Source organism: Selenomonadales bacterium 4137-cl, from assembly GCA_032334055.1.
Lineage (GTDB): Bacteria > Bacillota > Negativicutes > Sporomusales > UBA7701 > Anaeroselena > Anaeroselena agilis.
Genome location: JAUOZS010000001.1, coordinates 1090632 through 1107793, shown reverse-complemented (window position 1 = coordinate 1107793; position 17162 = coordinate 1090632). Strand labels below are relative to the sequence as shown.

Genomic DNA, 17162 nt, shown 5'->3' with positions numbered 1-17162 from the left:
GCTAGTCTCCCACAAATCCCTCTCAGATTTCCCTCTCCCGCCAGCTTAATCTTTCCAGGGGGCGGTTATCCCGGCGCACAACCAAAAGCGGGAACTAATCGTTCCCGCCCCTTTCGATAAACGGATATGTTAATTCTATGCTCCTGGCCTCCTGATTCCAATACACGTACGCCCGGAAAACGTCGTAAACCTTAGTAAGCTGGATGTACGCCTCCCCTCCTACCAGCGACGCCGGCACCTTCGTTCCCCGGACGCTCAGCGACCCGTCGGCTCCCCGCGCCACCTTCTGGCCGACAGCCTCCGCCACCGCCGTCACCGGCACCGCCAGCACGCCCTCCACCACCTGCACGTCGCCCGCCAGCGGCCGGCCGTTCAGGAACAAGCTCACCACATCTACCGCCAGCACGTTCTCCTCCTCGCGGAAAACCTGCTGCCCCCCGAACAGCGCCTGGGCGTCGTTCGCCGCAACGTAAACCTTGTCGCCGATAACAGCCACCGGCACGGCCCTCTTCGCTCCCCGCGCCATACCGTTGGCTCCGTCCCAGGACACCTTTGCTTCCAGGGCGCCCGCCACCGCCAACAGCGGCACATACATAACACCCTTCAGCGTCACCGCCCGCTCCGCCAGCATCCTGCCGTTCACCCGCACATTGTGGACGCGGGCGAACACCACCTGGCGGTCGGCCTCCTCGGCGATCATCGCTGCCAGTTCGCCGTCCGTCAGCAGGCCGCCAAGTCCGCGGGCCGCCAGCGCGTCGCTCACCTCGCCCGCCGTCAGCTCGCGCCGACCGTAAATATCGGGATAAACCCCCAGCGAAACCTCCCCGGTCCCTTCCACCCGAAGCTTGAACCGGTCGTAGGTCACCCTCACCGGCGTCCCGCAGGGCACCACCTCGTAAAGCTCCTCCACATCCGCCTCGCGCATCCGGATGCACCCGTTCGACACGGCCAGGCCGATCGCCCAAGGGGCGTTGGTGCCGTGGATGCCGTACATAGGCGCGAAACCCATCCAGCGGTAGCCCAGCGGATTATGAGGTCCCGAAGGAACCACCTCCCCCGTGCGGGGAGGAAACCACCATGGATCCACCTCCTTCTCGAAAATCGCGAAGTTGCCGAGCGGCGATGGCGTCGACGGTTTCCCGATGGCGACCGGGTACGTCTTTACCAGCTCTCCGCCCGCGTAAAACTCCAGCGTCCGGCTAGGCAGATTGAGCACGATGCTCGGCGACGCAAGATCGGGGTTAAGCCCGGCGGCCGCCGGCGCCAGGACGGCGAAAACGAACAGCGCCGTCAGCGCTGATACACGCAACAAAGCCAAGGGCATCCCTTCCCCAAAAGTTAGTGACCACTAACTGTATATGAAGGGTCCCTTGGCCGATATTCCACTTTTTCAACCACTATAAACCCCGTCCGCAGCACCTCCGCCAAGAGCGCAGCAGCCCGCCGGCCGCTGCCCCCTTCGGCTTCTAATGCAAATTCAGGATCTGCTGACGTACGCCGGACACTCGCTTCGCGCGGTTATCGAAAATAGGCAGATACACATGCACCCGCGTGCCCACCTTCTCATCCGAACTGATATTGACAAACCCGCCGTGCTCGGTCACGATCCGGTGGGCGGTCGGCAGGCCCAGTCCCATACGGTCGAGCTTTGTGGTGTAAAAAGGCTCGAACACCCGCGCCAATAGCTGCGGACCGACCCCTGCGCCCGTATCGGCGATCCCCACCACCAGCATGTTAAGCTCCGCGTTCAGCCACGACCTCAGCGTCAGCGTCCCCTCCTCCGGCATCGCCTCCATCGCGTTCTGGAGGATATTAACCAACGCCTGCTTCAGCAGATTACCGTCCGCGGTCAAAGTCGGCAAACCCTCGGCAAGCTGCTTGTCGATCGCCACGCTCTCCCCGCCCATCTGCTTGAAGACCAGCAGCAGCGCCTCCTCCAGCAGCCTGTTAACATTAACCCCCGGCGCCTTGCTGACCGGCGGCTTGGCGAACAGCACAAGCTCCTTGACCACATTATTGATGTACGAAACTTCCCCCAGCAGCATCTCCAGCACCTCGCGGCGCACGCTGCAACGGTCGTCCTCCACCCTGTTCATCATTATCTGCAAATAGCCGCTGAGCGTCGTCAGCGGCGCCCGCACATGGTGGGCGACCCCGGCCGCCAGCTCCCCCAGCGACATCAGCATCTGCGTCGTCTGGATCTGCTTGAGCGTCGCCTTCATCGCCGAAATATCCTGCACGATGACGATGACTCCGTTCACCCCGCCCTCGCCGTCGCGCAGCTTGAGGCTGTCCACGTGGACGTACGAGGTGTGGTCGCGTTTCGTCAGCATGACGTTGGCGGCATAAAAATCTTCGTATTCCGACACGGCGAACGCCCGCAGAAACTTATCGCCGCAGTGGCTAAAAGCCTCCTCCGCCCGCTTGCCCAAAACCTGGGAACGCTCCAGGCTGAAAATGCGCTCCGCCTCGCGGTTGATATTCTTCACCTGCAGCGTCGCGTCCAAATACATGATTCCCGCTTTGCCGGTCTCGAAAAAATCGCGGTAATCCTCTTCCCTTCCCAAATAAACAACCTTGTTGTCCCAAGCCTCCGCCGAATGCACCGACTAGTCGACCTCCTCATGCAACATCTGCTTGTCCAATTCATGATAATCATTCTTGTAAATATTTGTATTTCCTGCAAAAGGCAAAGAAATAGTTTTCGTAAAAATACGACATAAAATTCATTTGCTCTCGGGGAAAATCATAGCAAAAACCAATTAAGCCCTTATCTGTCAAGGCCATAATTACCAGTTATCGCCTCTTTAATTCGACATAATGCGTATATTATTCATCATTATTCGACTTTTTTCAGCACTACATCATCCGCAGCCCCTTTATATGCAGCCACCCTCGCGCCATTCGACAAAAAACGTCGCACCGCGAGCCTTAAATACATAATAAAAAGGCCCGGCCGACGCCGAGCCCCCCAAGCTACTCCCCGATATACTTCTGCCTGAAATACCCGGGATCGATCCCATCCGGCACCACCGCGTGAAACCGCAGCCACTCGCTCCCGGCCTCCCCCTTCGTCAGCAGATACGTCTTCGCCGGAAAATCCCGGTCGTCGACGAACATCAGCTCGGCGGTATCGAGCGCCTCCTCCATATCGTCGCGGGAAAAATCCTCGCTGTAAAAATACTGGTCGACCGTCAGCAGGCTGCCGTCGCCGTCGTACACCGCCCCGAAATACACCGCCCCGCAGTCCACCGTAAACTCGTACTCGCCCGTCACCGCCGGCGCGCGGCTGTCGAGAAACACCCCGCTCACCGGCACCCGGCTCATCTTCATGCTCATCCCGGCCCCACCTCTCTAGTCATTGTCCATAAAAATTATGACCCGCCGCCGCTCCGGTTATGCGTCCCGTCCCGCCAGGAAAAACCCGCCCCCGTGTAGAAACAACAAAAATCGCGGGCCCCAGCCGCCAAAAATTGCCCCAGGAGAAACAAAATGCGACATAGCTTCCTCATCGAACTACTGCTTTGGCTGGTTGTCCTCATCTGGGCCGGCAACTACACCATCGGCAAATTCGGCATGCGGGAATTCTCCCCCCTCCTCTTCACCGCCCTCCGCTTCACCATCGCCACCCCCCTCATCCTCCTTCTCCTCCATGCCCGCGAAGGCGGCCTCCGCTTCTCCCGCGCCGCCCTGCCCCGCGTCATCCTCGTCGGCGTCGTCGGCATCGCCTTCTACCAGACCGCCTTCATCGCCGCCGTCAAATACACCACCGTCGCCACCGTCTCCCTCGCCCTCGGCGTATCCCCCATCTTCACCGCCCTCCTCGGCGCCGCCCTCGGCCGGGAAAAACTCACCCGACCGGTGCTCGCCGGCTGCCTAACCGCCTTCGCCGGCCTCTTCCTCGTCATCAGTCAAAGCCCCGGCGCCCCCGCCTTCGGCCTCCACACCCCCATCGGCGACCTCCTCGCCCTTGCCGCCGGCCTCCTCTGGGGCCTCTACCCCATCCTCGCCACCCCTCTGCTCAAAACCCGCTCCGCCCTCTGGGTCACCGGCCACTCCTCCCTCGCCGGCACCGCCGTCCTCCTTGCCCTCGCCGCCCCCGAGTTACTCGCCGCCGACTGGGCCGCCGTCACCTGGGCCGGCTGGGCCTCCCTCCTCTACGCCGCCGTCCCCGTCACCGTCATCGCCCTCGTCGGCTGGTACCACGCCATAGAAAAAATCGGGGCCAACCAGGTCATGATCTACATGTACCTGATTACCCCCGTCGCCATAACCATCGCCGCCTTCACCATCGGCGAAAAAATCACCCTTCTCCAGGGCATTGGCGCCGCCGTAGCCATGGCCGGCGTCTTCCTCGCTAAACGCTCCAGCGCGTAGTGCTGCCGCGGTCGGTCGGCACGATCTCCAGCCGTGCCTCGATACGCTCCTTCAGCTCCGGCACGTGGGAAATTATCCCCACCAGCCGTCCGCCCGTCTGCAGCTCCACCAGCGCCTGCATCGCCATATCCAGAGCCTCCGGGTCAAGCGTCCCGAACCCCTCGTCCACGAAAATCGTGTCAAGGTGAACGCCCCCCGAAAACCCCTGCACCACATCCGCCAGGCCGAGGGCCAGCGCCAGCGACGCCAGGAAAGTCTCCCCCCCGCTCAGCGTCGCCGCATGACGGGCCACCCCCGTCCACGCGTCCTCGATCTCGATATCGAGCCCCCCGGCCTTCCCCCTGTGAATAGGGTCGTCCATCCGCCGCAGCGCATAGCGCCCGCGGCTCATTTTTTTCAGCCGGGCGTTCGCCACCCCCGTCACCTCGTCCAGCAGCGCCTGCAGCACAAAGCGGTGGAAACTCACCCGCTGCTGATTCTGCCCGTTCGCCACCTGGGCCAACCGGCCCAGCACCGCGTACTCCTCCTCCATCGCCGCCGTCTCCGCCGCCAGGCGGTCGAGCTCCTTCAGCCAGGCCTCCTGCTTCCTCACGCCCTCCTGAAGCCTGGTCTGCTCGCTCAGCAAATTGTCGCAAACCTCCCCGGACGTCGCGGCGAACGCCTCCGCCCCCGCCACGTCCGGCCGGCCAAGGCCTTCCACCGCAGCAGCCGCCCTTTCCGCCCGGTCGCGGGCCACCGCCAGCTCCCGGCCGTACCCGGCCAAATCATCCTCCGCCGCGCGCCGCCATTCATCCGGCCGGCCCGCCGCCAGAAAATCCTCCTCGCCGGCGAAGCCCGCCGCCGCGAAGCGCAGTGCCAACTTCTCCCGCTCCTCGCCCAGCTTACTGCCCACAGCCGCCAGCGCCTCGCCCGCCGCCGCGCGGGCGGCCTTCGCCGCCGCCACCCGCCTGCCGGCCTCCTCGGCCGCCGTACGCGCCTTCTCCAAAGATGCTGCCAGCTTATCACGGCGGGCCACAGCCTGCTCCATCGCCGCCTCCAGGCTGCCCGGCGCCCTAAACCCGGCCGGCACCGCCTTCTCCCGCTCCGCCAGCAGCGCCTTCGCCTCCCGTACGGCCGCCTGGGCCTCCATAAACGCCGTCTCCGCATCCCTGAGCGCCTTTTCCCGCTCGCCGGCCTCCTTCTCCAAAAGCAGAATTTCCTGCTCGCGCCGCGCCAAATCAGCGGCGGCCGCCCGGCTCCGCTCCAGCTCCGCCGCCAGCCCGTCCGCGGCCTCGCGCAGACTTTCGCCGCTCTCCTTCGCCCGCTCCCCAAGCAGCTCCTTCAGCTTATTGCCCCGCGCCGTCACCTCGCCCAAAGCCTGGGCGGCCTCCGTCAAAGCGCGCCGCCTGCCCGTCAGCTCGTCCTCCAGCCTGCGGACCCTGGCCTGCTCGGCCTCCAGCGCCGCCGTCTCCGGCATATCCGCCGCCCCGCGTGCGGGCGCCGGGTGATGCGGCGAACCGCACACCGGGCACGCTTCGCCCGGCGCCAGCTCCCGCGCCAATAGCGCCGCCTGCCCCTGCCGCCAGCGAATCTCCAGCCGCCCGTAGTCGTCGCGGGCCACCGCCAGTTCCTTTTCCAGCCCCGCCACCCCATCGGCGAGCGCGGCGTGGCGGCGCGACACAGCCTGCCACTCGCCCCGCATCGCCGTCAACTGCTCATGGTTGGCGACAAACTGCTCCGCCTCCTTCACGGCGCCCTCCAAAGCCGGCGCCTTATACGCCTCGGCCAGCAGCCTCTCCCGCTCTTCCCGCGCCGCCCCCAGCCGGCCCGCCGCAGCCTCCCGCGCGGCCTTGGCCGCCTCGTGGCCCACGGCCGCCGCGGCCGCCGTCTCCTCGGTCCTGGCGCAAACAGCAACAGCCTCGTTCAACCGGGCGCATTTATCGCCCATCCCGGCCAACTCCGCCACGGCGGCCTCGGCAGCCTGCCGCTCCGCCTCCCGCTGCCTTTCCGCCGCATAAGCGGCCTCGGCCCCCTCCTTCGCCGCCAGCGCGCCGGCCAAAGCAGCCTCCGCCGCCGCCAAATCCGCCGCCGCCCGCTCTTCCTCCCGGCGGCGTCCGGCCAAAGACTCGTACGCACCCGCCAGCAGCGCGGCCTGATTGGCCCCCGCTAGCTCCGCCCGCCTCGCCTCCATCGCCGCCGCCTGCGCCACAAGCCCGGACAACGCGGCCTCCGTCCTCTCCCGCTCGGCGAACTGCTCCTCCAGCCGCCTGGCGGCCGCCAGCCCCTCCTGGGCCGTCTGCAGCTTCCGCCGCGCCTCCGCCGTCTCCGCCGTCAGCGCCAAAAGCCGGGCCGTATCGCCCGCCAGCCGCACCGTCAGCTCCGCCGCCGACTCCGCCGCCGACTCCTGCAGCAGCCACTCGCGGCGGAGGGCCAGCTCCCGCGCCGCCTCCTCCACCCCTTTGGCCGCCTGCTTGAAATACTCCTCGATCCGGCGGTACAGCTCCGTCCGGAAAAGCGTCGCCAAAATCTTCTCCCGCTCCGCCGAATCGGCCAGCAGCAACCGGCGGAACTCGCCCTGCGGCAGCACCACCACCTGACGGAACTGCTCATACTTAAAACCCAGCAGCCCCTCCAGCGCCTCCGTCACCCGCCGCCAGTCGCTCGCCACCACCGCGCCCTCCGCCTCGCCGTCCGCCAGCCCCGTCCGCTTCCACAGCGTCGCCGCCGGCGGCAGCTTCGTCGTCCCCGTCCCGCGCCGCTTCAGCACCTCCTGCTCGGGCGCGCGGCGCACGCGATACACCTCCGCCCCCAGCGCGAAATCGAACGTCACCTCCGTCGCCACCGACGGCTCCACATAATCGCTCCGCATCTGGCGGCCGTCGCGCTCCGCCCCGCTCGTCCTGCCGAACAGCGCGAAACACATCGCATCCAGGATCGTCGTCTTCCCCGCCCCCGTCGGGCCGTGGATAAGAAACAGCGCCCGGTCCCCCAGGCGGCCGAAATCCACCTTCTCCGTCCCGGCGTAAGAGCCGAACGCCGTCATCGTAATCGTCAGCGGCCTCATGCCCCCACCTCCCGCTCCCGGCGGCCGAACGCCTCGATAAGCCCGGCGGCCGCGGCCGCCTCCGCCTCGCTCAGCCCCCGGCCCGTCACCTGGGCGAAAAAGGCCGCGAACAACTCCGCCTCGCTCTGGCGGCGGTGGTCGGTCCGCGTCGCGGCCGCCGCCGCCAGAGCCGGCTCCTCGAAAATACGGTGAAGCACATTCGGATACACCCGGCGCAGCTTGCCCATCGGATCGAGCAGCGCCCCGGCATCCTTCAGCTTCACCGCGATATAATCATCGGCGTGCGCATCGGTCGCCCCGCCGGCGATAAGCTCCTCCAAAAAACCCTCCACACAGCGCACGTCCCGCCGCGGCGTCAGGGCCACCTCCTCCACCGCCGCCTGCCCGGCCGCGTCCAGCTCCACCAGCGCCACCGACTTGCGGTGCCCCGCCTCGGCGAACGAATACTTCAGCGGCGACCCCGCGTAGCGGATATGCGCCCCGCCCGCCTGCTGCGCCTGATGCAGATGCCCCAGCGCCACATAATCGAACCCGGCGAACACCGCCGCCCCCACCGTCGGCACCGCGCCCACCGCCAGCGGCCGCTCCGATTCGCTCGCCACCCCGCCGGTCACGAACGCGTGCGCCACCGCCACCTTGCGGGCGCCGGCCGGCACAGCCGCGCAGGCCCGCGCCGTCAGCGCCGTCAGCGCCGCCTCGTGACCCGCCGCCTCCACCCCCAGCCGCTCGCGCACCACCGCCGGCTCGGCGTAAGGAATCGGGCAGAAATACACCGGGCCGTGCTCGTCGGCCACCGCCACCGGCGCCGCCTCCGCAGCCACCTGGCCCACCACATGCAGCCTCTGCCGCGCCAGCACCCGCCCGCCGAAGCCCAGCCGTTCCGGGCTGTCGTGGTTGCCCGCGATCACGATCACCGGCACCTTGCAGTCCAGCGCCAGCCTTGAGAGCGTCTCGCCCAGCAGGCTCACCGCCTCCGGCGGCGGCACCGCCCGGTCGTACACGTCGCCCGCGATCACGATCGCGTCCGGCCTCGCCTCCCGCGCCAGCGCCACGAACTGCTCCAGCACATACGCCTGATCGTCCGTCAGATGAAGATTATAAAAAATGCGTCCCAAATGCCAGTCCGCCGTATGCAAAAACCTCACCGCGCCACCTCCGCGCTCCCGCGCCCCCTCATCGCCTTACCCACCAGTCCGGGGTCCCGTACGGCTTGCGGATACGGAAAAGCTCCTCCCGCTCCGCGATATAGCGCCGCTTTATCTCCTCCAGCAGCGCCGCGTGCTCCGCCTTGCCCGCCGGCGAAAACCGCCCGTGGCCGCGGGCCGCGAACTCGATCGCCACCTTGCCGTCCTGCGCCTTAAGCTCCCCCCGGGCGTCGCACATCACGCACCGCACCGCCCCCGAAGGCGCGATCTGCAGCAAGCTGCTGCCGCACTCCCGGCAGGTATGCACCCCCGGCAGCGACAGCTCGGCCTCGCCCCCCATAAGTCTCCCGGCCAAAGCCCGCGCCTCGGCCAGCACCTCCGGCCGCGCCGCCTCCCCCGGGCTGGCGGCCCGCACCAGCATGCACCCCGCCACCTCCAGATGGAGGAACCGGGCGAAATTCAGCACCATCTCCCGGCCGTATCCCTCCCAGCCCGGGATGCCGTACGACACCGCCGCCACACACCGCTTGCCGGCGAACGCGGCGTTATCGGCCAAAATCGAAATCAGCCGGTCGCCCACCGCCTTCACGCTCGTATGGGCGCCGAGGAAATACACCGGCGCCGCGATTATCACCGCATCCGCCGCCTTTATCCTCGCCAGCAAAAACGCCAGATCGTCCTCGATCACGCAGCCCTTATCCGCCGGCAGACACGCGTAGCACGCCCGGCACGGCCCGATATCAAGCTCCGTCAGGCGGATCATCTCCCGGTCCGTATCCGCCGGCAGCGCCGCCAGCATCTCACGCGCCAATATCTCCGAATTGCCAAGTTTGCGGGGGGACCCCACAAGCGCCAACACCCTCATAAATTCTTCCTCCAATTTCAACTATCCAGGTTTCCGTTCCTAGCCGCTTATTTCGCCCCCGCCCCGCCTTCTTCCTTGTCCCCCTCCCGCCATTTGTCCCCTTGCCCGTCCCGCCGCACCCATAGTACAATTATTGTGTCATCTCCGACCAAAGGAGGCTCCCCATGCTGGAATTCATCCCCTCCTCCGACTACTGGTGGCGTTACTTCATCTACGGCGCCCTCTTCCACCTCGCCGCCCTCACCCCCATCTGCAAAACCGAGCGCCACGCCAACGCCTTCCGCGTCATCGGCTACGCCCTCGGCGCCCTCCCCGTCCTCCTGCGCGAAGGCCTTCTCCCCGCCGTCCTCATGCTCGCCTTCCTGTATGGCTTCACCTTCGCCGCGCAATACGTCATAAGCATGTTCAAAGGCCGCCCATAATAGCAAAAACCGGCGCAAAGCGCGCCGGTTTTTTTCATGTCTCGCCGCATTCTGGGGAAACTAACACCGGAAGGCGGCCGAACCGCCTCCGCACAACATCGCCGGGAGGAACGACAATGGACGACAAAAATCCGGCCACCCCAGCCCAGGACGACCCGCTGGCCGTCACGACCACCAACCGCAAAACACAAAACTCCACCCCGACCCTGTATCCCAGCGTAGACTTCGTCAACAGAACAGAACCATAATCCCGCTCAAATACCACCGGAGGTGAACGCAATGGTCGACGTCAACATCACCGACAAGCACCGCCGCGACGGCAAACAGCCGCAGCACGCCCCCTGGGGCGGCAAGCAGGCCGACCTGCTGTCAAATCCCAAGGCAACCGCCGTCTTCCCGCCCACCGAAAAAGTGACCGCCGTGCCCAAGGAAAATACCACCGAAAGCGACGAGGGATAACGACATGAAAAACAGCGGCGAACAGCACGACAAAGACGGCCAGGAATCCAGCCGCGCCTCGACCCTGGTAAAAAACGCCGGGAACAGGAAAATCGGGCAAAGGACGAAATAACGGTTGCTAAATGGCGTCCCCGACATTTGATATCGTCAAGAAGACCGCCAAAGGCGGCCTTCTTATTTTTATGCCTTTATTTCCCGGAACTTCGCCGCTAAGTCCGCCAAGCTCCCCATACTACTATTATGCAAAAAAGGAAAATAACGGCCATTCGCCGAATAGACGTTCGGTAGGAATCAACTTTCGGGAGATGATCGAAGTGCGGGGACACCCTCGGCTATGGGTATTCCCTTCAATCGTGCTTGTTATCACGGGAATCAAACAAGGGGATTGGATTCGCAGTCTTGTTTTTATCGCAGCACTGTTGTTCATTCTCGGATGGTATCTGCGCAAAGTTAACAAGGTCACGGTGAGTACGGTCGGTCTGGAGGAAGACGACGGGTCTTTCATACCCTTTGAGTCCGTTATCCGTATCGATCGAGATAATGATTATGATCCCGTGATAATCACCACGGCAACTGGCGAAAAGCAACGCAAAATAGCTGACCGCGAACTTGCCGAACTCGCCGGAACAACTCTAAACCAATGGGCGGTTGACGGCAAGATGATTACCGTAACCCCTGGAGAAGCTGGACAATCTCTAAAAATTAATTATGCGCCACGGGGAAAATATTGCTTATATAGAGGTAATCTTGACTTTTTCGTTGTTAACCTCTCGACCGCGGTTGTTTTTCTCGGTTATCTGTGTGGCCTGCAAAATGTAAGTCTTGCCGCCATGGCGGCGGGAGTATGTTATTGGTTATTCTTTAAATTCCTGAACGTTTTTCGCGAAGTTGAAATGTCAGTCTTAGGCGGCACTATTATACTAAAGGGTGAAAACCTAGTTGAACACCGCCTGAAGTTCGGCGACGTCGCCGCAATAGAGCGAGGAATCTTCCAGGTGAAGGTGACGGCCAAGGACGGCCAAGTATTGCGCTTCCCGCAAGGCTTCGTACTCCTGCCCGAGCTGATCGAGGAATTCGCGTCGGAACGATCGTCATCCGCCAAATAAAATTCATTAATGGCTGCCCATTAACAATTCAAATTCCGGGGGTGGCATGCATGAGCTTGCGAAAAATCGCCTGGATTGTTTGGGTCACGCGAAAGTGAACTTTCGGTTCGCTGTTGCCCTGCTAGCAAGGCCGACGTTTCCGCTTGAAGTGGGCTGCACCCAATGCCGGAACGCTCGCCTATGCATTCCCCGTCTTAAATAAGACCGCCAAAGGCGGTTTTTTTATTCTTAAATGAAACATTTCTGAAAAACCTACGGGTAACAATGGAGTTTTGCCTTGCACCGAGCTCAATGGATAATAAAGGAAATTGATATTCCCATGACGAAATATTCGACAGATGTGATATTCACGAAGTAGGGAAACCCTCGGGAGAGGTAGTATGCAGAAAAAAGGACATCAAGTGTTTGGCACGGCGCTGATAATGGGTGGCGTGCTAATCAGCGCCAAGGTGCTGGAGTGGCATATGATCGAGGTGCTTGGCCCAATATCCGTATCGGTTGTCAGGATTGTAATCTGGGCGGCTTTTGGGGCGGCGGCTCTTTGGGCAGTTTACTATTTTGCGGATAAACTTCGGGAAAAGCGGCTCATGGCTGCCGCGCCGGCGATTATATTAGCTACGGCTTTTGCGGTTGCGTGGTTGGCTCCGATGAGTGAATTCGTCAGGGAGGCGAATTTTCGCGTAAATCTCGTCGCCCGGGAACAGGTGGTCGCGATGGTGCGTGCAGGTGAACTGGCAGACACCGATCTGCGAGGAAAAGTTGTTTTGCCGGACAGGCTTTCTTACTTGTCCGCCGGCGGCGAAATCGCTGTTTTCAAAGTACCTGATCGTGTTACCGTGTTTTTCTATTCTCACCGCGGCATCTTGATGTCTGCGGGCTTTGCGTACGTCTCGGACAACGTTTTCGGGGAATACGACTGCGGCCACCTATTTGGCAAACGGATAAAGTTGCAGGATTATTGGTACTACGGTGAAAGCCGTCTCTAGCAAGATATTTTCCGAGCGGCAGGACAAAAAATGAGCTATCGCAGTAAAATCCCGGACTTTGTCCGGGATTTTTTATTTGGTCCACCATACGCCACCGTGCCTTACCTTGCTAGCGGAGAGCGCAGGCTTTGCGCCGAAGCTCCGGCCGAACGCGCCGTAAGGCTCGGGCCGACACAGCCGTACCGTCGCCAACAGTCTCCGTGACTGATGGCTCCTCGCCCGGCCGTCCATGGCCGGGCGTACGTTCGTGTTCCCGGCCTTCGAGCCCAACGGCGCGGTAACGACCTCCGCAACGGCGCAGTAAGCCTGCATTCTCCGCCGCCTATGTTGCTCCTTCGAAAATATTTTTTCACATAAACACCACCTAGACGAAAAGTGGACTTTTGGTGGACTGTTTGACAAAAAAGCGTGATATGATTGATATCGTCAAGAAACCTCCGCAGGGCGGCTTTTTTGCCGAATCAGAAATTAATTTATTTTACAGACTCGAAGGGAGCATAACTTAGTTTTCTCCATTCTCCTTGACGTAGGGGAGCATTATAAAAGGCTATGCTTATATTATGAAAAAACCTGTACAGATATATTCACTGTATAGGTTTACAACTCATTCTTTATTGTCTGGCCGTTTCCAACAAGCCGATGTAGTATTTCTACCTCTATTATCCAGACAACTGATTCTTCCATCTGGAACAATAGAAAATATATCTTCTTGTAATTCGCTTAATATTACTCCAATAGTTCGATTGATAGGGTCACCAACATGATATTTGCCAGTTAACTTTTCCACAACATCCATTGTGCTAAAACTTCCACTACCACTTCGCAGAAGCTCATTAATTATTTTCCGCATATCCTCTAAAGAATACCCTAAAGCGTTTAAGTCTTTAATTGAAGATTCAGCAATGGAGTTCTTATTAACTGACTCAACTTCGCCTATCGCAGTATCTACCAAGGTTCCTTCAAGAATGGCTACAAACTTTGTCTTTGCGACATCCAAAAATGTTCTAGTATTATAAATATGACAATGCATTCCCGCTTTTTTATAAACTTCGTCCAATAGTTCTAATCTGGGGCCTATAGTTTTTCCCTCATATTTTGGCTGCCACCAATCCTCTTTATTATCATCTGTAACTAATATTATGTTTGTATGATTTCCTTTTGCATATTCAATAATCTGAGACCAAATTATAAAATCATTATACTTTTCAGGTTCTTCCTTTGCTTCATCTTTATACCCCGGTGGAATTTTATGCTTATATCTATTTTGAGCTTCTTTGTATAAGCCATTCAACGACTCATCATTATAAGGCTTCCCGACCCTTCCATCAAAAAATATAAGTAATTTTTCCAGCACAACATCGTTCTTCAAATAGTCTATATCTTCATTCTTTGATTTGTTCAATTCACGCTTTATATCTTTCTCAGTTTTTTCAATTATCTCTAATATATTAGATATTTTTATTGCAACATGCCTATCCTTATATTGGTTTAGCTGATTCTTTATCGCATCAAACTTCATCTCATCAATAATAGTTTTATATAGTTTATCTTGATCCGTAATAACCTTAATGCGATTTTTAAAAAACTCCTTTACAACTTGATGGGGCAGCCATACTCTCTCTTTGATCCTATCTAATATTGTAAAAAAGACATTTTGAGTTTCTCGACTATATCTATACATATTCAATAAGATATTAGTATCGAACACAAAGATACCGTTCTCCCATAATAAGTCAAAATCTTTCTCGCTTTTTGGTAAATAACCCGGGAAACAACTTCGCATAACAGCGGCTCCTTTTCTAGTTATGTTATCAACTTAGAGATCATTAAAATAAGACACGTAATCAACTTTATATTGGCCTTCCGGAAATAAGTAATCATATAAGTCAATAAAATAGTCGTCTGTCATACTTGCTATATAATCAACCACTATCTGGTTTGGCTCTTCTTCTTGATATGGCGCTTTATAATTTAAACCTTTTCTTATGTTATCCACAAACCCAATATGATGTTTAAAAACAACGGATTTTTTCCAATTGTTCTTTAAATCGGAAAATAATTTTTGGTAAATCTGCTCAAACATGGGTCTAATGCTTTTGTTATATTTTTCTCTGACCTCTGGATTTTTGTATATGACCTCATAATTCTGGTTCTTAGACAATTTAAGCTGAGTATAATATTCTTCATCTAATTTTATGTAATCTTTTCCATAACTATTTTCAATAATATTTACGACCAGATTATTAATAATTTCTGCATTGCGTTTTCCTAACGAACCTTGATTAAATATGGCATCTGAGGAAATAAGTTTAGCTCTAAAAGCATCCTGTCTATCCTTACCTATATATGCAATCATATCGCAAACGCGCACAACGCAACCTTCTAATGTCGCCGGTATCATCTTTTTGATTGATGTTTCATCAAAATATGCTTGTTCCAACATCGCATCAAAGGATTGAAAATCGTTTAATCCGCTAGGACGATACTCTTTCAATTCAAATTCACCATTATGACAAAGAATACCATCTAGGGTTTGAAGACTAATATTATATGGGAAAATCCCATCAAGTACTCGTACGCTATGCACATTATGGTTAAAATATCGCCCTGTATTATTAAGGTACAATTCCTTAAGAAAGTCTTCGCCCGCGTGTCCGAAAGGTGTGTGTCCAAGATCATGACCAAGAGCAATTGCTTCAATTAAATCTAAGTTAAGACCTAATACTTGTCCAATATTTCTTGCTATCCTAGAAACCAACTGAACGTGCAACGCTCTACGTGTTATATCGTCATTTTTATAAAATGAAAACACCTGCGTCTTATCAGCATATCTATTATAGAATGCACTATGCATTATTTTATCTATATCTCTCGTGAATGAAGGGCGCCATATAGTATTAAAATCTTTTTTATTATCTCTCCTAATGGCTTTACTGTTTTCAAAAGCGATCTTAGGTTTATTATCCTCTGCAATGTCATTTTTAATTTTTTCTTGTAATTCTTTACTAAGTTGTAAGTAATTCGCCATGCTACACCTCTTTAGCGAATGTCGTAATCCAGTTCACAATCTAGGAGAAACTATTTGTATAGTTCCCAGAGAAGCTACGAAACTCCTGCCAGATTCTACGATTCGGGCAGGAGTTTCGACAATAATTTCTATTTATAAGATGCTGACCGTCTGCCGGAAAAGCGTCAGCACCTCGTCAGATAGGCGCCCATCATCCACATCTGCTTCTCGAAAAAGCACATCGCCTCGGCCAGCAGTCCGACAGTGCACTGATCAGAAGTTTCGCTCGCGACCGCCTCGATCTTCCTCACCATTTCAAGCATGGTGCAAAAATCCTCGATAATTGTCTTCGCCACAAAGGGCGACGGATACTCGTCGCCGGGCAGCTCGCATATCGTCCCCGCGGCCAGATACTCCCGCATCGAGGCCAGCGGCACGCAGCCGAGCGCCCTTATCCTCTCCGCCGCCTCGTCCAGCTTTTCCGCGACCGCCTCATAAAGCTCCTGCGTCTTTGCGTGAAGCGGGAAAAAGCCCGTACCCGTCACGTTCCAGTGAAGATTGTGCAGCTTGATATAAAGGATGTTCAGGTTCGCGAGGTAAATATTCAGCCCTTCGACGATTCTCCTCGTCTGCTCGGGCTTGAGTCCGTTGGGGCAGTATCCATCGGGGCAACAGTTCTCTTTCACTATAACGCTCCTTTCATCAATCCAGACAATACTCTTTTACATAATATGCATACTTTTTCTTATCTGTGTGGGGCGGCGGACCGGCCTGCAAACATTAAAGTGGGGCGGATTCCTCCGCCCCACTCGCTAATTCCTGCCGATATTCTCCATAATCTGCTTTGTCTGCTTCGCCTTGTTCATCGTATATAGATGGATGCCGTCCACCTTATTCGCTAAGAGGTCGACAATCTGCTCCGAGGCGTACTCGATGCCCGCCTTCTCCATATCGGCCGGCACGCCGCCGTATTTGTCCATCAGCCGCTGCAGCTTTGCCGGGATGGCCGAGCCGCACAGCGACGTTATCCTTTTTATCTGCGACGCGCTCAGCACCGGCATGATGCCGGCGATCACCGGGCAGGCAATCCCCCGTCCCCTGATCTTGTCCAGGAAACCGTAAAAAGTCGCATTGTCGAAAAATAGCTGAGTAATAAGCAGATCGACCCCCTGCTCCACCTTCAGCCGCAGATACTCCACATCCTGGTCGATATCGCGGCACTCCAGATGCCCTTCGGGATAAGCCGCGGCCGCCACGCTGAAAAAACCGCGCCCCCGCACATGCCTGACAAGGTCCTTGGCGTACGGAAAGCCGTCCGCGGGCGGTATGAACGGGCTATCCCCTGCCGGCGGGTCGCCGCGCAGCGCGAGGATATTCTCCACCCCCAGCGCCTGCAGGCGGTCGAGAACGGTGTCGATCGTCGCCGGCGTCGCCCCCACGCACGTCAGGTGCGCCACCGTCTCCATGCCGTAATGATTCTTGACCTTATCGACGATCTCTATCGACCGCGCCGAACTCGATCCCCCCGCCCCGTAAGTCACGCTGATATAGGCGGGGTTGAGCCCCTTCAGCTCCTCCAGCGTGGCAAAAACGGTATCAAGCGGGAAATCGGGCTTGGGCGGAAAAATCTCGAACGAAATAACCGGCTTGCCGGTAAACAAATCGCGAATCTTCATCGTAAAGCCCCCGTCCCTACTGTAAATAAATATGTAATAGGGGAATAATAACCCGCGACCGTCAGTTTGTCAATAC

The 17162-nt window shown here is 57.8% G+C and carries 16 protein-coding genes; 6 read left to right on the top strand and 10 right to left on the bottom strand.

Annotated elements, in window-relative coordinates; translation table 11 throughout:
- Positions 1-94 precede the first annotated feature (94 nt).
- The 3 genes from Q4T40_05660 to Q4T40_05650 form a co-directional block, all read right to left on the bottom strand.
- Positions 95-1324, bottom strand: a complete 1230-nt coding sequence (locus Q4T40_05660; protein ID MDT8900726.1) for a L,D-transpeptidase family protein — start codon at positions 1322-1324, stop codon at positions 95-97.
- A gap of 142 nt (positions 1325-1466) precedes the next feature.
- Positions 1467-2606: an ATP-binding protein gene (locus Q4T40_05655; protein MDT8900725.1), complete on the bottom strand. Its 1140-nt coding sequence runs from the start codon at positions 2604-2606 to the stop codon at positions 1467-1469.
- Between the two features lie 370 nt (positions 2607-2976).
- A complete protein-coding gene (locus tag Q4T40_05650) occupies positions 2977-3339 on the bottom strand; it encodes a hypothetical protein (protein MDT8900724.1) in 363 nt (120 codons plus the stop codon).
- Between the two features lie 153 nt (positions 3340-3492).
- Here Q4T40_05650 and Q4T40_05645 point away from each other — a divergent pair, with 153 nt between their 5' ends.
- Entirely contained in the window at positions 3493-4377 is an 885-nt protein-coding gene (locus Q4T40_05645; GenBank protein ID MDT8900723.1) for a DMT family transporter, read from the top strand.
- Here Q4T40_05645 and Q4T40_05640 read toward each other — a convergent pair.
- From Q4T40_05640 to Q4T40_05630, 3 genes are read right to left on the bottom strand one after another with little or no spacing between them, the layout of a single operon-like run.
- Complete coding sequence (locus tag Q4T40_05640) at positions 4358-7420, bottom strand: AAA family ATPase (GenBank protein MDT8900722.1); 3063 nt, start codon at positions 7418-7420, stop codon at positions 4358-4360. The genes Q4T40_05645 and Q4T40_05640 overlap by 20 nt on opposite strands.
- Positions 7417-8565, bottom strand: a complete 1149-nt coding sequence (locus Q4T40_05635; protein MDT8900721.1) for an exonuclease SbcCD subunit D — start codon at positions 8563-8565, stop codon at positions 7417-7419. Before Q4T40_05635 ends, Q4T40_05640 begins: the two co-directional genes overlap by 4 nt.
- Positions 8566-8593: 28 nt before the next feature.
- Positions 8594-9430: a flavodoxin family protein gene (locus Q4T40_05630; protein MDT8900720.1), complete on the bottom strand. Its 837-nt coding sequence runs from the start codon at positions 9428-9430 to the stop codon at positions 8594-8596.
- Positions 9431-9594: 164 nt separating this feature from the next.
- Here Q4T40_05630 and Q4T40_05625 point away from each other — a divergent pair, with 164 nt between their 5' ends.
- From Q4T40_05625 to Q4T40_05605, 5 genes are all read left to right on the top strand, one after another.
- Positions 9595-9852, top strand: a complete 258-nt coding sequence (locus Q4T40_05625; GenBank protein ID MDT8900719.1) for a hypothetical protein — start codon at positions 9595-9597, stop codon at positions 9850-9852.
- A 116-nt stretch (positions 9853-9968) separates the two neighbouring features.
- Positions 9969-10100, top strand: a complete 132-nt coding sequence (locus Q4T40_05620) for a hypothetical protein (protein ID MDT8900718.1) — start codon at positions 9969-9971, stop codon at positions 10098-10100.
- A 31-nt stretch (positions 10101-10131) separates the two neighbouring features.
- The gene (locus Q4T40_05615) at positions 10132-10311 is read left to right on the top strand and encodes a hypothetical protein (protein ID MDT8900717.1); all 180 of its coding nucleotides are present in this window, start codon (positions 10132-10134) and stop codon (positions 10309-10311) included.
- Between the two features lie 122 nt (positions 10312-10433).
- Positions 10434-11417: a hypothetical protein gene (locus tag Q4T40_05610; GenBank protein MDT8900716.1), complete on the top strand. Its 984-nt coding sequence runs from the start codon at positions 10434-10436 to the stop codon at positions 11415-11417.
- A 380-nt stretch (positions 11418-11797) separates the two neighbouring features.
- Positions 11798-12403 carry a hypothetical protein gene (locus tag Q4T40_05605; protein ID MDT8900715.1) on the top strand — a complete coding sequence of 202 codons (606 nt, stop codon included), beginning with the start codon at positions 11798-11800 and terminating at the stop codon, positions 12401-12403.
- 604 nt (positions 12404-13007) lie between these two features.
- Here Q4T40_05605 and Q4T40_05600 read toward each other — a convergent pair.
- The 4 genes from Q4T40_05600 to metF form a co-directional block, all read right to left on the bottom strand.
- Positions 13008-14186 (bottom strand): PIN domain-containing protein, encoded by a 1179-nt coding sequence (locus tag Q4T40_05600; GenBank protein ID MDT8900714.1) that lies wholly within the window; start codon positions 14184-14186, stop codon positions 13008-13010.
- Between the two features lie 33 nt (positions 14187-14219).
- On the bottom strand, positions 14220-15431 hold the full coding sequence (locus Q4T40_05595) for an HD domain-containing protein (GenBank protein ID MDT8900713.1): 1212 nt from the start codon (positions 15429-15431) through the stop codon (positions 14220-14222).
- 164 nt (positions 15432-15595) lie between these two features.
- A complete protein-coding gene (locus tag Q4T40_05590) occupies positions 15596-16096 on the bottom strand; it encodes a DNA starvation/stationary phase protection protein (protein ID MDT8900712.1) in 501 nt (166 codons plus the stop codon).
- A 126-nt stretch (positions 16097-16222) separates the two neighbouring features.
- Positions 16223-17086: a methylenetetrahydrofolate reductase [NAD(P)H] gene (gene metF, locus Q4T40_05585; protein MDT8900711.1), complete on the bottom strand. Its 864-nt coding sequence runs from the start codon at positions 17084-17086 to the stop codon at positions 16223-16225.
- Between the last annotated feature and the right edge of the window lie 76 nt (positions 17087-17162).